The organism is Bacillus cereus group sp. BfR-BA-01523 (assembly GCF_022662615.1).
GTDB classification, from domain to species: Bacteria; Bacillota; Bacilli; order Bacillales; family Bacillaceae_G; genus Bacillus_A; species Bacillus_A mycoides.
On the sequence record NZ_JAKUDX010000002.1, the window covers coordinates 139,964 to 153,977 of the forward strand.

A 14,014-nucleotide genomic window follows, 5' to 3' on the forward strand; every position below is an offset into this window, starting at 1 on the left:
AAGATAACTTTATATATAGAGAAGGGAATTAAAAAATATGTATTTGCAATTAGGATCGATTGAACAGGTAACTGTTTTACGCGAAACGGAAATCGGATATATGGTTGGAAACGAAGAGGAAGAAATCTTCCTACATAAAAACGAATTAGCTGGAGAAATTGCAGAAGGCGATACGATTGATGTATTCTTATACCTTGATCACCAAAATCGTATTTCAGCAACAATGAAGGAACCAATTATTACAACGCATGATTGGAATTGGGTAAAGGTTGTAGAAGTTATTCCTAGTTTAGGTGTGTTTGTTGATATTGGTGTATCAAAAGATATACTAATTCCACTTGATGAGTTTCCAATTTATATGCCAGTATGGCCTCAGGAAGGCGACGAATTATATTGTACGTTAAAATTAACGAATCGTGATCGTTTAATTGCCCTTCCGGCAAGAGACAGTGATATGCAAGAAATTATCGTAGATGCAACGCCATCTATGCGTAATAAAAACGTAAATGGACGTGTGTATCGCTCACTTCAAGTTGGTTCGTTCATACTAACTGACGAGCATTTCCGTGCTTTCTTACACCATACAGAAAGAAAAGAACAAGTCCGCATCGGTGAGCGCGTAACAGGTCGTATTATTGACGTGAAAGACGACGGTACAATTAACATTTCACTTCTTCCTCGTAAAGAAGAAGGAATGGAAGATGATGCAGCAGTACTTTATGCATATATGGAAGAACGAGGCGGAGCAATGCCGTTTTGGGATAAGAGTAACCCAGAAGACATTAAAGAACGTTTCAATATGAGTAAGGCTGCATTTAAGCGTGCACTTGGTAAACTGATGAAAGAAGAAAAGATTTACCAAGAAGAAGGTTGGACTTACTTTAAGAAATAAAGTGGACTAAAAAGAACTATCTTTTCTCTAAGTTTATTAGGGAGGAGGTAGTTTTTTTACGTTCGGCATAAAAGGAGAAAGGGAGTAAGAGAACCATTGGAAGAGGAATATTTTTAAAAATATAGAAGGGATAGATAGTTATATCTATATGAGAGAGAGTTTGAATTTAATTTTGATTGAAAAGAAATGAGGTATGTAAATGAAATATTATAGTTCCGGATACCTCATAATTTCCTACGATAGGGAACTTATCTATAAAGAATGCAATATTGAGGGACTATCACAAACGATTTTAACGATATGTAATGAGATTCGGCCTACATTTCCGGATTATTGGTTTTTCCCTTGGTGTAATTCAAATAAAAATGATCCTATTGCTCAGATGATAAATGGAAGGTTGAAGATTAGTAAAGAGGAACGTGAAAGTGGACAATCTTTTTTAGATACACTAATGGAAGAAGAAAAGTTCTCGTGGCCGAATGCTTTTAAAAATTTAGAAGATGCGAGATTCTTTAAGCGAAATTATTTAAAAGGGATAGATAATTTAGAGATTATTAGTTTGCATCTTTCAGAAGAGTATCGGACGGATTTTTTAATAAATGAGCGAGAAGAAAATGACTTTAAAGTTTCTATATAACTTTCTCGAAAGTTCATTACCTGTTGATGTTGAAAACGATGAAATATTAGGATTTGATATATGCGGATTTAGTAACAATGATTTTTATTCTTTTATTCATAACAATTTACAAGAGGATTTTGGTAAGAAATTAAATGAATTATCACTTGTTGATAAGTATGAAGATGCAAAGCAGATTATCCATTTAATTGATGATGGGGAAAGTGAGGCAGAAGAGGTATTGTGGTATCCATGGTTAATTTTGAAATGTTAAAGAAAGAGGTATAAGCATCGAATTAAGGGAGGTATGAAAGTGCAAGATAATGTACTGGAACAATTAATAAAGAGCCTTTCCGTATTATCCCCCGAAAAAGAACGTGAAATAGCGGCAGTTGATTTAAGTGATATATATGAGAGTAGTCAAAGGTTTGAAAAGTTGCTTGAGAGTATGGTGAACTTTCAGCAAAATAAAGATGACTTAATAGATATATTAATTGAAGTAGAGATAGAACTAGATCACATCAATTGGCATTATAAAAGTCTGAAGAAAAAGCTGAAAGTATTAATGAAAGAATAAAAGAAGTAGGCTGCTCAAGCAGCCTACTTCTTTATGTTGTCGATTTTGGTCGGCAAATCGATATATTTTAAACAATGCTTATATAATCTCATTTACCATCATGTATACTGTTTAAAAAGTTTGCACTCTTGTTTTTTAGTTCCCTTTCCCAAAAAGATGAGAAAATGTATCTTTTAAGTCACTGTCGTTTATTTTAATATCTGCCTTTTTTAATTCATCTTGTAATAATTTTTGACCGAAGGAAGGGTCGGCAAGACGTTCTTCTTCTAAGTCTTTACGTATAGAGTCTTTCACTTTATCGTAAGGTTGTAAATCTTTTTTATCAGTTAGTTTAATAATGTGATAGCCGTTTGGTGATCTTACGGGATTGCTAATTTGGCCGGGCTTTAATTTGTAGGCAGCTTTTTCAAATTCAGGTGTCATTTTGCCTGCCCCGAAGTATCCGAGGTCTCCGCCATTATCTTTTGATGCTAAATCTTGAGATTCTTGTTTTGCTAATTCTTCAAATGAAGTGCCGGTATCTAATTTCTTCTTTATCTCTTTCGCTTCATTTTCGTTACTTACTAAAATGTGACTAGCTTTAATTTCTGGTTTATAGTGGTCTTTCACATCTTTTTCTGTAACGCCTTGTTTAATCGCTTCATTCAATGCAAGTTTGAATTTAATTTGATTTTTGAAATCTTCTTCATCTTTTAAACGATTATTTTCTAGTGTTGCTTTGAATTGTTCTCCGTATTGATCTTTTGCTTTTTCTACTTCTTTATCTACTGCATCATCAGATACTTTATATTTTTTAGTAATAACATCTTGTGCTACCATTTCGTATAGCGTGTCTTTTCCGTATCGATCTTTCAATTGTTTTTCGAAATCGCTCTTCGTAATGGTTGAGTTTGTTGTTGTAGCGATTGTGGCCGAGTCATTTTTTTGTCCGCAAGCAGATAGTATTAATATACTTATTAGTGCAGTGATAATGAATGTACTTTTTCCTTTCATGCTAACACCTCATCCGAATATGTTATCGCTATTGTAGAATATAGAAGTGAACATGAAGTGAATTTTTAATGTTTTTTCCCTGTAAAATGTAAAAAAAGTACATCAACATTAAAGTTGATGTACGATGTAATCAAAGGTGATCGGTTTTCTTAGAATATGCACGTTTTCCTTGCTGAATATTTTTTTGCTCTTGTTCATTTTTTTGAGTGCGCTTTGCATTATTGTCGCGTGCTTTTTTGTCGTTATCGCTAGTATGTGGCATATGTATCAACTCCATTTCTAAACGTTGTATGTTTATCATTTCCTTTTTCGTAAAGACTATGTATAGCGGTGCATTCATGAATACTAAAGGTGGATTAGAAATGGATTTGAAGCTGAATTATACTGAACTTATTAAGAAGTTAGTCGTTGTAATTATTGCGGGTTTATTAAATGCGATTGGGATGAATTTATTTTTAACACCAGCGAAAGTGTATGCGAGTGGTTTTGCTGGATTGTCTCAATTATTGTCACAAATATTAGGTGACTTTTTATCTATTCATATATCTACGGGGGTATTGTTTAGTTTGTTTAATATTCCTGTCGTTATTTTAGCGTGGAAAAAGGTTGGGAAGGCCTTTACATTTTTTAGTTTTCTTTGTGTTGTATTTATGACTTTGTTTTTAGAAATTATCCCAGTTAGAGCGGTTTCGCACGATATTATATTGAATGCGATTTTTGGTGGTATTATTTCAGCGATTGGGGTAGGGGTTGCTTTAAAGTGGGGGGCTTCTACAGGTGGTCTAGATATTATTGCTATGATTTTATCAAAAATAAAAGATAAGCCTGTCGGCACGTATTTTTTCTTCTTTAATGCACTTATCATTATCGCTGCTGGCTACGTATATGGATGGGAAAAGGCATTATATACTTTAGTCACTTTGTATGTATCAACGAGAATTATTGATGCGATTCATACCCGTCATGTGAAGATTACGGCATTAATTGTTACAAAGAACGGGGCAGATGTGCGAAAAGCGATTCACTCTCGCTTAGTGAGAGGGATTACAACTATACCAGCAACAGGTGCTTATACAAATGAAAATAAAGAAATGTTAATGATTGTTATTACTCGTTATGAGTTGTACGAATTAGAGAGGGTTATTAAACAAGTGGACCCAGGTGCATTTACAAATATACTGCAAACGGTCGGTGTGTTTGGATTGTTTAGAAAAGATTAAAGAGGACCAAAGCTGGTCCTCCTTTTTTAATGCGAATTCGTAATGTTTTGCAATTGCTCCTGCATTTCACGTAGCTGAACTTTTTCAGCAGTTGAAGAGTTTGCATAAGCAGAGTGCAAAGAGTTTTTTGCTCTATAAACGAGTTCCTGTTGTTCAGCGCCACTTGAACAAGAAACGGCACTTGAAACAGCGTCTCTAGCTTGTTGGAATAGTAAGTTCCCCATTTAAACCCCTCCAAATGAAGAGTTACTTCTCGCTTTTTCTGCCTCAGCTAATGTACCTCTGTACGGGAATCTTGCATCATGCTTCATAACAGCATCGGCTCCTTGCTGGATAAAACGTTTTGATTTGTTCTTTTTACCCATTCGAAAAACCCCCTTTATTTAGCTGAAAACAATTGACGCGCTGACTTTTGCGTCTAATAATAGTATGAGCGTTTGGCGAGAAACTATAAGCAGGGAATTTTTAGATTACAATCCAAGAACCTCTTCTAAATATAGAGCGATACCATCTTCTTCATTCGTTAATGTCGTATGATTTGCGAGTGATTTTAATTCAGGAATTGCATTACCCATTGCGATTCCATGACCAGCAAATTCGATCATTTCAAAGTCGTTATCCTCATCACCAAAAGCGATAATTCGCTCTTTAGGAATATTATAATGGCCTGAAATTTTTTGTAATCCGACAGCTTTATTTAATCCGCTTTTTACAATTTCAATAATTGGCCAAGGCGCACCCCATTTTCTATGGTCGATGACTTCAGCATGCATATCTGTTAAATGTTGGCGAATTGCAGCAGAATGCTCGTCATGTGCATCGATTAATAAGCAAGTTGGATGGTCGTTTAAAATATTTAATAAATCTCCTGTGAAAATCTTTGGAGAACCGAATTCAAAAATATGTTTTTTATCTTCATCAATTTCACGGACATACACATCATCGATGACTTCAGCGTAGACATTTTTCACGCCGAAATCAAAGCAAGCTCGGACGATTTCTTGCGCTGTTGAAAGTTCAAGAGGAGAGTGATGTGTTCCCCAACTTGAATCAAGAGGGTGATGCACGTAAGCTCCATTAAAGTTTACGATTGGTGTGTTAAGGCTAAGTTCTTTATAATAATCGTAACTAGCGCGGAATGGGCGTCCTGTTGAAATAACGACAATATGTCCTTGTTCTTTTGCTTTTGCGATTGTGTTTTTCGTTCTTGGAGAAATTATTTTGTTGTCTGTTAATAAAGTTCCGTCTAAGTCTAATGCGATTAAATGTTGTTTGTTCATAATTTCACCTCTTATAATAAATTTTTTGATTCTATCTGTATTTCCGTTTTTAATATGCAGAAATAAGAGGTTAGACTGGGTGAAACTACTGTAGATGAAAGTTTCACTATATATCCATCTTACGTCGCGAAGCGCTGTGGTGTCTACTATTTCTCGTTGGAAATTAGGAAAAGTCAATGTCTTTTTAGAAAGTTCAAACAATGTTTCTTTCATTATGTACAATTTGTGAAAAGGGTTACATTGTTTGAATGATGCGACTTATAATGAACATGTAATCTTCTCGTATATGTTTGACTCTCCTTTGAAACTGGCCTAAAGTAGGTTGGTTTCTTTTTTTTCAACAAATATGCCAATAATTCCTGCTTGAGCTTGTGTAATTATATATATGTACATGGGTAAACGGTAGTACTTGTTTCCTAAACATGACAGAAAGGCTTTCTTTTAAAATGGATATACTAATGAGGCAAGACGTCATGGAAGGAGAATGAAAATGGGACAAAATCGCAGGTTTCGTTCAGGGCAAAAAGCGCCAAATGATGGCATTTACGTAGAAATTGGTGAAACGGGAAGTATGGTGAAAAATCCGCAAATGGTACAATTAACTGCCGGTGAAAAGTTTCCAGAGAACGCAAATCATAACCGTCAGTGGACATATAAAAGAAAACCGTAACAGAAGCCGCAATCGTTATTGCGGCTTTTTTGATTAGGAAAATGAATGTTACTTTTTTCTTTTTCCAATAATAAGTTTGAACTACATAAGCAAAATTATTGTATAAAAAAGTCAGTTGGCGTATAATCAAATCAAAGGTCAAAGAAAGTCAAACATTTGGAGGGCTGTAAAGATGGACTTAAATCAAATGACAACGAAAACACAGGAAGCGATTATGAGTGCTCAATCTTTAGCGGTATCTCATCATCATCAAGAAGTAGATACTGTTCATCTATTGCTTACGTTATTAGAGCAGCAAGACGGATTAACAGTACGTATTTTTCAAAAAATGAATGTCGATATAGAAGCGTTAAAACAAGGCGCCGAAAGTTTAATTAAGAAAAAGCCTTCTGTAACTGGAAGCGGGGCAGAGGCAGGGAAATTATATGTAACAGGTGCTTTGCAACAACTGCTTGTAAGAGCAGGAAAAGAAGCGGAGAAATTGCAAGATGACTACATTTCAATCGAACATGTATTACTTGCTTTTTCTGAAGAGAAAGGCGATATAAATCAATTATTTGCAAAATTTTATATTACGAAAGATAACTTATTACAGTCTTTAATGACAGTTCGGGGGAATCAAAGAGTGACTAGTCAAAATCCAGAAGCAACTTATGAAGCGTTAGAAAAATATGGCCGTGATTTAGTGGCTGAAGTAAGAGCGGGGAAAATTGATCCTGTAATTGGCAGAGATAGTGAAATTCGCCGCGTAATCCGCATTCTTTCACGCAAAACGAAAAATAACCCCGTTTTAATCGGAGAGCCAGGTGTTGGTAAAACAGCAATCGTTGAAGGATTAGCGCAGCGTATTGTGAAAAAAGATGTCCCAGAAGGATTAAAAGATAGAACAATTTTCGCTTTAGATATGAGTGCACTTGTGGCCGGAGCAAAATTCCGCGGTGAGTTTGAAGAACGTCTGCAAGCTGTATTAAATGAAATTAAAAAGAGTGAAGGTCGCATTTTATTATTCATTGATGAACTTCATACAATCGTCGGCGCTGGTAAAACAGAAGGAGCGATGGATGCGGGAAATATGTTAAAACCAATGCTAGCGCGTGGTGAACTGCATTGTATCGGGGCAACGACATTAGATGAATACCGTAAATATATTGAGAAAGATCCAGCGTTAGAAAGACGTTTCCAACAAGTGTTAGCAGAAGAGCCAACTGTTGAGGATACAATTTCCATTTTACGTGGTTTAAAAGAGCGTTTTGAAATTTATCACGGTGTAAATATTCATGACCGCGCGATTGTAGCGGCATCTGTTTTATCAGATCGATATATTTCAGATCGTTTCTTGCCCGATAAAGCAATTGATCTTGTTGATGAAGCTTGTGCAACAATTCGAACAGAAATTGATTCTATGCCAACAGAACTAGATGAAGTAACGCGCCGCATTATGCAGCTGGAAATTGAAGAAGCTGCTCTTGGGAAAGAAAAGGACTTAGGTAGTCAAGAGCGCCTAAAAACATTGCAACGTGAATTATCGGATTTAAAAGAAGTTGCAAGTAGTATGAGAGCGAAATGGGAGAAAGAAAAAGAAGACATTCACAAAGTGCGTGACTTACGTGAGCATTTAGAGCGCTTGCGCCGTGAGTTAGAAGAAGCAGAAGGAAATTACGATTTAAATAAAGCAGCTGAGCTTCGCCACGGGAAAATTCCAGCTATCGAAAAAGAGTTAAAAGAAGCGGAAGAGATGGGTGCACATAATAAACAAGAAAATCGTTTATTACGCGAGGAAGTAAGCGAAGAAGAAATTGCAGACATTGTTTCAAGATGGACTGGTATTCCTGTCGCAAAACTTGTTGAAGGTGAACGCGAGAAATTATTACGTCTTGAACAAATTTTATCAGAGCGTGTTATCGGTCAAGAGGAAGCGGTAAGCCTTGTATCAGACGCAGTAATTCGTGCGCGCGCTGGCATTAAAGATCCGAATCGTCCAATTGGTTCATTCATTTTTTTAGGCCCTACAGGTGTTGGTAAAACTGAGCTTGCAAAAACGCTAGCACAAACGTTATTTGACAGTGAAGAGCAAATGATTCGTATCGATATGTCTGAGTATATGGAGAAACATGCAGTGTCACGCTTAATTGGAGCGCCTCCTGGATATGTTGGATATGAAGAAGGCGGACAATTAACAGAAGCAGTAAGACGTAAACCATATTCAGTTATTTTGTTAGACGAAATCGAAAAAGCACATCCAGAAGTATTCAACATTTTATTACAAATGTTAGACGATGGACGCATTACAGATTCGCAAGGACGTACAGTAGACTTTAAAAACACGGTTATTATTATGACTTCAAATATTGGATCTGCTCACTTATTAGAAGGGCTAGAAGAAGATGGTTCTATTAAAGAAGAGTCAAGAGAACTTGTAATGGGACAATTAAGAGGACATTTCCGACCGGAATTCTTAAACCGTGTCGATGAAATTATTTTATTCAAACCTCTGACAAGGAATGAAATTAAAGGTATTGTTGATAAGATTGTACAAGAATTACAAGGGCGTTTAGCAGATCGCCACATATCATTAGAATTGACGGAATCTGCAAAAGAATTTGTTGTAGAAGCTGGATTCGATCCGATGTACGGAGCTCGTCCGTTAAAACGATACGTACAGCGTCAAGTTGAGACGAAATTAGCGAGAGAATTAATTGCAGGAACGATTACTGACAATAGTCACGTAGTGGTTGATGTAGAAAATAACGAATTAGTCGTTCATGTAAAGTAAAAAAAGAGTTCGGATAAAATCCGGACTCTTTTTAGTGTTGTTCTACTGGCTCGTTTGGAATCGCAGCTGCAATCGCTAATACTAATACCGCAAGAACAACTGAGAAAATAGACGCTTGGTTAAAATCGTATGTACCGCCAGTCATAGAGCCGATTACGTAGCTCATCATATGTACAAGCGCGAACGACCAAATTAATGCCCAAATGAAACGCATATTTTACACCTCTATTCGTTCAATCTGTCCTTATTGTAACACAATTGAAAAAAGAATATAGAAAAATATTTGTAGATTTTTCAACGCAAATTTGCATTCTGTTCATACATTATAAAAGAGTACTTTTATACGTTTAGAAAATAAGGCGGGAGAAAAATGAGTATTACGGAACGTTTTTTTTACTTAGAAAAAGAACCATGTGTAATTTATTTACCGGAAAAGCCAAATGGATTTTCTGTTATGCTTCTAGGAGATTATAACTATTTTATTGAGAATGGTACAAGTTTATGGACACAGCATGCAGGGAGAGCTTATTTTTTACAGGGCCTTATTGAAAAAGGCTATACGGTCTTTTCATCTAACTTATATGGAAGGCATTGGGGGAACGACCGAGCTGTTCGTCTTGCAAAACGTTTGTATGATGTCGTTCTAAGAAAAGAGACATTGAATGCGAAAATGCACATTATGGCAGATGGTATGGGAGCGCTTGTAGCGCTGGAGATGATGAACAAATACCCTGAATGTATACGTTCTGTCGTTATGTTAAATCCGTGTTTAGATTTACCAGAATATGTGGATTTTGAGAAAGAGCATAAGTTTTTTTACAAAAGATTAGTGAAGGAATTAAGTTTGGCGTATGATTCCAAAGAAGAAGAATTAGAATCAAAAATAAATAAGAAATCATTTGCGCTTCTGCCGTCTTGTGTACCTGTTAAAATTTTTGTCTCAACACAGGAAAAAAGAGGAAGAAAACAATTGTTACGTAAATACGAGAAAATGAGGCAATTCAATCAATGCGATACTTCTGTTTTATTCCATCTGCAAGATGTGAAATATAAAATGGTTAGACAAACGACTGATTTCTTTAAAAAATATGAAGAAGAATTGTGAAGCTCCCATATACATAAATGAGGAGCTATTTGTTTCAAGGGGAAAGGGTTGGTGGTATGAAACGCGTGCTGATTATAGGTGCACTTACGTTTGTAGGTTATCACCTTGTGAATAAAATGATTGCGGAAGAAGTAGAAGTATATGGTCTTGATTTTGATGAATTTGATAGTATGACAAAAATTAATGAAGAGAAATTATTGTTGATTGGGCGGAATGCGTTATTTACGTACTATTCTATAAGGGATGAAGACGGATGGCGATCGGTAGAGGAAGAGAGTTTCGATACAGTTTATTTTTGCTTGTATGAGCCGAATCAGCAAAGTGGATTTCGGAATGAAAGGGTCATATTACAATATTTAAAACGAATCGTAAGGATGTGTGAAAAAAATAAAGTAAAGTTAAATCTAATTTCTTCTATTGAAATAGGAAGCACTGAAGAATCCGAAAACAAACATCTATTTTCGAAAGTGGAAGAAGGGTTGAAAAAAGGCGAATTACAATATAGTGCATATCGAGTTCCTACATTATATGGGCCGTGGCAACCGTCGTTTATGATGTATCATCAGCTTATTTTATCAGAACTTGATGAAAAAGAGTGCCGTTGTATAAATGGAGAAAAAGGAAGTGATTTACTTTACGTTGAAGATGTATGTGAATATTTATGGGAAAATGGAATGAATGTAAAACACCTCGGTATATATAATTTACTTAGTGGAAAAGAAGAGTTATGGGAAAAAGGTATGAGTCTTTTACATGCAGATGATAAAGTAAATAACAAAAATGTGGAAGTAAGAGATGAAGCTGTAGAGGTTATTTCTATTCAAAAAAATACACCAGTAGAATTCGGTTTAAATAAACAATTGGCACATATGAAAAAATATAAAGAGTTATACGAAGGGTAGCACGCGTGTTAAACTATTGTATGGATAATTGATTGAAAAGCTTTAATGGAGAGGAAGAGATTACATGAACGAAAAAAGTATGCAATTTTTACAAATCGCAATGAAGCATTTACCAGAAGCAAAGGCAATTTTAGATTCTAATGGAATTGCACTTGATATGGAGAAAGCACAGCCGGTGTTAGAGCTATTGATGAAAGTAATGGGCGAAGCATATGAGCTTGGGAAAGCGGATAAAGAATAAAACCAAACAAAACCCTTCTTTTTTGATGGGAGAGAGGCTCGAACCGTGGATAGAAGCGGTAAGGGCCTTTTTTTGTTTCGAGCGGAGTGAAACCAGAGGGATGAGGTAGTTAAGGGAGAATGTTATGAGGAGAAGGTCTTAGTTTTGAAGGGAAAGCAGATAAAGAATAAAACAAAACCCTTCTTTTTTGATGGGAGAGAGGCTCGAGCCGTGGATAGAAGCGGTAAGGGCTTTTTTGTTTCGAGCGGAGTAAGGTCAAAAGTATTGGGAAGTTTATCTTTTGAAAGGATAGGAATTTTTCTGTTTCTTTTAATGAAAAATAAAGTTAGTAATACGCTGTCTTATTTTTTTAGCTGAAATATATTCTAGACAAAAGTACATTTATGTTTTAAAATTAGTACCAAGTCATAATAATTGATATAAAACGGAGGGCTGCGATGTGAACGTGGGCATTTTAGGGATCGGAAGGTATGTGCCAGAAAAAGTAGTCACAAATCACGATTTAGAGAAAATCGTAGATACATCTGATGAATGGATTCGTACGAGAACGGGAATTGCAGAAAGACGCATTGCCGATGATACAATAGATACTTCATATATGGCGGTAGAGGCTTCTAAAAAAGCACTTGAAGATGCCGGGATTAGCGGAGAGGATATCGATCTTATTTTAGTGGCAACAGTAACGCCAGATCGCGCATTCCCAGCAGTAGCTTGTGTAATCCAAGAAGCAATTGGCGCAAAACACGCAGCCGCAATGGATTTAAGTGCAGCGTGTGCTGGCTTTATGTACGGAATGATTACAGCGCAGCAATTTATTCAAACGGGAACTTATAAAAATGTATTAGTAGTTGGTAGTGACAAACTATCTAAAATTGTAGACTGGAACGATCGAAATACAGCAGTACTATTTGGGGACGGAGCAGGTGCTATCGTAATGGGAGCTGTTTCGGAAGGGAAAGGTGTACTTTCTTTTGAATTAGGAGCGGACGGAAGTGGCGGTAAGCATCTTTATCAAGACGAGTATGTTATGATGAACGGCAGAGAAGTCTTTAAATTTGCTGTTCGCCAACTTGGTGATTCCTGTCTTCGCGTGTTAGAAAAAGCGGGACTTACGAAAGAGGATGTGGACTTCTTAGTACCACATCAAGCGAATATTCGTATTATGGAATCTGCAAGAGAAAGATTAAATTTACCGAAAGAAAAAATGAGTATGACAATTGAAAAGTTCGGTAATACATCGGCTTCTTCAATTCCAATTGCAATGGTAGAGGAATTGCAAAATGGACGTATTCAAGATGGTGATTTAATTATACTAGTCGGTTTTGGCGGCGGGTTAACATGGGGAGCAGTAGCTCTTCGTTGGGGTAAATAAGGACTGAGAGAAAAAAAGGAGTGTATTTTGTATGGAAAAAAAGAGGGTCGTAATTACAGGGCTAGGAGCTGTTACACCGATCGGAACAGATGTTGAAACAGCTTGGGAAAACATTAAAAACGGTGTATCCGGAATCGGACGACTTACAAGAATAGATTCAGAACAAATTCCTGCAAAAGTAGCAGCAGAAATTAACGACTTTGAAGTCGAAAAATATATAGATAAAAAAGAAGCGCGCCGTATGGACCGCTTTACGCAATATGCAGTAGCAGCAGCGAAAATGGCAGTTGCGGATGCGAAGCTTGAAATTACAGAAGAAAATGCACCACGCATTGGTGTATGGGTTGGTTCTGGTATTGGTGGTATGGAAACATACGAAGAACAATTTAAAATTTTTACTGAAAAAGGTCCGCGCCGCGTGAGCCCATTCTTCGTACCAATGATGATTCCAGATATGGCAGCAGGTCAAGTGTCAATCGCTACAGGAGCGAAAGGAATTAATACTTGCTCTGTAACAGCTTGTGCATCTGGAGCAAACTCAATTGGTGATGCGTTTAAAGTAATCCAGCGCGGTGATGCTGATGCGATGATAACAGGCGGAGCAGAAGCGCCATTAACAAGTATGGCATTCGCTGGGTTTAGCTCAGCGAAAGCATTAACATTCAATGAAGATCCAGCAACGGCTTGCCGCCCATTCGATAAAAATCGTAGCGGTTTCGTAATGGGTGAAGGATCAGGAATTCTTATTCTTGAAGAATTAGAGCACGCATTAGCACGTGGTGCTCACATTTATGCGGAAATTGCTGGTTATGGTGCAACTGGTGATGCGTTCCATATTACAATGCCTGCTCCTGGCGGTGAAGGCGGAGTTCGTGCGATGCGTCAAGCTTTAGCTGATGCAGGTCTAGAGCCAAAAGATATTGATTACATTAATGCACATGGTACAAGTACAGATGCAAATGAAAAGTATGAAACGATGGCAATTAAAGAAACTTTCGGTGAGCATGCATATAAAGTAGCGATTAGCTCAACGAAATCAATGACAGGTCATTTATTAGGAGCAGCTGGTGCTGTTGAAGCGATCTTCTCTATTAAATCAATTACAGACGGAGTAATTCCTCCGACGATTAACTATGAAACACCAGATCCAGAATGTGATTTAGATTACGTACCAAATACAGCGAGGCATCAAGAAGTGCGAGCTGTATTAAGTAATTCATTAGGATTCGGTGGTCATAACGCAGTATTAGTATTTAAAGCATATAAATAATATGTACAATAAGGTGTCTTTTCGTAAAGTATTACGAAAAGACACCTTATTTATTTTTAATCACCTTTACGTTCCTTTCTTTTTTGCATATACATAAGAAAAG

Annotated in this window: 16 protein-coding genes and 1 pseudogene; 11 read left to right on the forward strand and 6 right to left on the reverse strand. The window is 36.6% G+C overall.

The window, feature by feature from the left end; genetic code table 11:
* Positions 1-37: 37 nt before the first annotated feature.
* From MR066_RS05070 to MR066_RS05080, 3 genes and pseudogenes are all read left to right on the forward strand, one after another.
* Positions 38-892, forward strand: a complete 855-nt coding sequence (locus MR066_RS05070) for a CvfB family protein (protein ID WP_002011240.1) — start codon at positions 38-40, stop codon at positions 890-892.
* A gap of 199 nt (positions 893-1,091) precedes the next feature.
* Positions 1,092-1,782, forward strand: a pseudogene (locus MR066_RS05075) (hypothetical protein).
* 39 nt (positions 1,783-1,821) lie between these two features.
* On the forward strand, positions 1,822-2,085 hold the full coding sequence (locus MR066_RS05080) for a hypothetical protein (RefSeq protein WP_001153800.1): 264 nt from the start codon (positions 1,822-1,824) through the stop codon (positions 2,083-2,085).
* 135 nt (positions 2,086-2,220) lie between these two features.
* On the opposite strand, the gene prsA is transcribed toward MR066_RS05080, so the two are convergent.
* Complete coding sequence (prsA, locus tag MR066_RS05085; RefSeq protein ID WP_242246164.1) at positions 2,221-3,078, reverse strand: peptidylprolyl isomerase PrsA; 858 nt, start codon at positions 3,076-3,078, stop codon at positions 2,221-2,223.
* Positions 3,079-3,208: 130 nt separating this feature from the next.
* Entirely contained in the window at positions 3,209-3,340 is a 132-nt protein-coding gene (locus MR066_RS05090; protein ID WP_001120851.1) for a DUF3941 domain-containing protein, read from the reverse strand.
* 100 nt (positions 3,341-3,440) lie between these two features.
* Here MR066_RS05090 and MR066_RS05095 point away from each other — a divergent pair, with 100 nt between their 5' ends.
* Positions 3,441-4,298 carry a YitT family protein gene (locus tag MR066_RS05095; protein ID WP_002125914.1) on the forward strand — a complete coding sequence of 286 codons (858 nt, stop codon included), beginning with the start codon at positions 3,441-3,443 and terminating at the stop codon, positions 4,296-4,298.
* Positions 4,299-4,324: 26 nt separating this feature from the next.
* Here MR066_RS05095 and MR066_RS05100 read toward each other — a convergent pair whose 3' ends face one another.
* The 3 genes from MR066_RS05100 to MR066_RS05110 all read right to left on the reverse strand — a co-directional run bounded on the left by MR066_RS05100 (position 4,325) and on the right by MR066_RS05110 (position 5,578).
* Positions 4,325-4,522 (reverse strand): DUF3813 domain-containing protein, encoded by a 198-nt coding sequence (locus MR066_RS05100; RefSeq protein WP_002011309.1) that lies wholly within the window; start codon positions 4,520-4,522, stop codon positions 4,325-4,327.
* Complete coding sequence (locus MR066_RS05105; RefSeq protein WP_000516816.1) at positions 4,523-4,663, reverse strand: hypothetical protein; 141 nt, start codon at positions 4,661-4,663, stop codon at positions 4,523-4,525.
* A 105-nt stretch (positions 4,664-4,768) separates the two neighbouring features.
* Positions 4,769-5,578: a Cof-type HAD-IIB family hydrolase gene (locus MR066_RS05110; protein WP_002030271.1), complete on the reverse strand. Its 810-nt coding sequence runs from the start codon at positions 5,576-5,578 to the stop codon at positions 4,769-4,771.
* Between the two features lie 490 nt (positions 5,579-6,068).
* Here MR066_RS05110 and MR066_RS05115 point away from each other — a divergent pair, with 490 nt between their 5' ends.
* Together MR066_RS05115 and clpB are read left to right on the forward strand one after the other, a co-directional pair.
* The gene (locus MR066_RS05115; protein ID WP_002086997.1) at positions 6,069-6,248 is read left to right on the forward strand and encodes a YjzC family protein; all 180 of its coding nucleotides are present in this window, start codon (positions 6,069-6,071) and stop codon (positions 6,246-6,248) included.
* Positions 6,249-6,420: 172 nt separating this feature from the next.
* Positions 6,421-9,021: an ATP-dependent chaperone ClpB gene (gene clpB, locus MR066_RS05120; RefSeq protein WP_242246165.1), complete on the forward strand. Its 2,601-nt coding sequence runs from the start codon at positions 6,421-6,423 to the stop codon at positions 9,019-9,021.
* A 31-nt stretch (positions 9,022-9,052) separates the two neighbouring features.
* Here the strand turns inward: clpB and MR066_RS05125 are convergent, their stop codons facing one another.
* Positions 9,053-9,235: a YjzD family protein gene (locus MR066_RS05125; protein ID WP_001211111.1), complete on the reverse strand. Its 183-nt coding sequence runs from the start codon at positions 9,233-9,235 to the stop codon at positions 9,053-9,055.
* A 156-nt stretch (positions 9,236-9,391) separates the two neighbouring features.
* Here MR066_RS05125 and MR066_RS05130 point away from each other — a divergent pair, with 156 nt between their 5' ends.
* From MR066_RS05130 to fabF, 5 genes are all read left to right on the forward strand, one after another.
* Positions 9,392-10,126, forward strand: coding sequence for a lipase family protein (locus MR066_RS05130; protein WP_063217364.1), 735 nt, complete (start codon positions 9,392-9,394; stop codon positions 10,124-10,126).
* Between the two features lie 29 nt (positions 10,127-10,155).
* Entirely contained in the window at positions 10,156-11,028 is an 873-nt protein-coding gene (locus MR066_RS05135) for an NAD-dependent epimerase/dehydratase family protein (protein WP_002086991.1), read from the forward strand.
* 64 nt (positions 11,029-11,092) lie between these two features.
* Complete coding sequence (locus MR066_RS05140) at positions 11,093-11,269, forward strand: ComZ family protein (protein ID WP_002011319.1); 177 nt, start codon at positions 11,093-11,095, stop codon at positions 11,267-11,269.
* Positions 11,270-11,708: 439 nt separating this feature from the next.
* Positions 11,709-12,641: a beta-ketoacyl-ACP synthase III gene (gene fabH / locus MR066_RS05145; RefSeq protein ID WP_001100550.1), complete on the forward strand. Its 933-nt coding sequence runs from the start codon at positions 11,709-11,711 to the stop codon at positions 12,639-12,641.
* 31 nt (positions 12,642-12,672) lie between these two features.
* Entirely contained in the window at positions 12,673-13,911 is a 1,239-nt protein-coding gene (fabF, locus tag MR066_RS05150; protein ID WP_002030364.1) for a beta-ketoacyl-ACP synthase II, read from the forward strand.
* Positions 13,912-14,014: the final 103 nt, after the last annotated feature.

Coding starts and splice junctions, on each gene's coding strand:
- MR066_RS05070 (WP_002011240.1), top strand. CDS start 38: ATGTATTTGCAATTAGGATCGATTGAACAGGTAACTGTTTTACGCGAA.
- prsA (WP_242246164.1), bottom strand. CDS start 3,078: ATGAAAGGAAAAAGTACATTCATTATCACTGCACTAATAAGTATATTA.
- MR066_RS05090 (WP_001120851.1), bottom strand. CDS start 3,340: ATGCCACATACTAGCGATAACGACAAAAAAGCACGCGACAATAATGCA.
- MR066_RS05095 (WP_002125914.1), top strand. CDS start 3,441: ATGGATTTGAAGCTGAATTATACTGAACTTATTAAGAAGTTAGTCGTT.
- MR066_RS05100 (WP_002011309.1), bottom strand. CDS start 4,522: ATGGGGAACTTACTATTCCAACAAGCTAGAGACGCTGTTTCAAGTGCC.
- MR066_RS05105 (WP_000516816.1), bottom strand. CDS start 4,663: ATGGGTAAAAAGAACAAATCAAAACGTTTTATCCAGCAAGGAGCCGAT.
- MR066_RS05110 (WP_002030271.1), bottom strand. CDS start 5,578: ATGAACAAACAACATTTAATCGCATTAGACTTAGACGGAACTTTATTA.
- MR066_RS05115 (WP_002086997.1), top strand. CDS start 6,069: ATGGGACAAAATCGCAGGTTTCGTTCAGGGCAAAAAGCGCCAAATGAT.
- clpB (WP_242246165.1), top strand. CDS start 6,421: ATGGACTTAAATCAAATGACAACGAAAACACAGGAAGCGATTATGAGT.
- MR066_RS05125 (WP_001211111.1), bottom strand. CDS start 9,235: ATGCGTTTCATTTGGGCATTAATTTGGTCGTTCGCGCTTGTACATATG.
- MR066_RS05130 (WP_063217364.1), top strand. CDS start 9,392: ATGAGTATTACGGAACGTTTTTTTTACTTAGAAAAAGAACCATGTGTA.
- MR066_RS05140 (WP_002011319.1), top strand. CDS start 11,093: ATGAACGAAAAAAGTATGCAATTTTTACAAATCGCAATGAAGCATTTA.
- fabF (WP_002030364.1), top strand. CDS start 12,673: ATGGAAAAAAAGAGGGTCGTAATTACAGGGCTAGGAGCTGTTACACCG.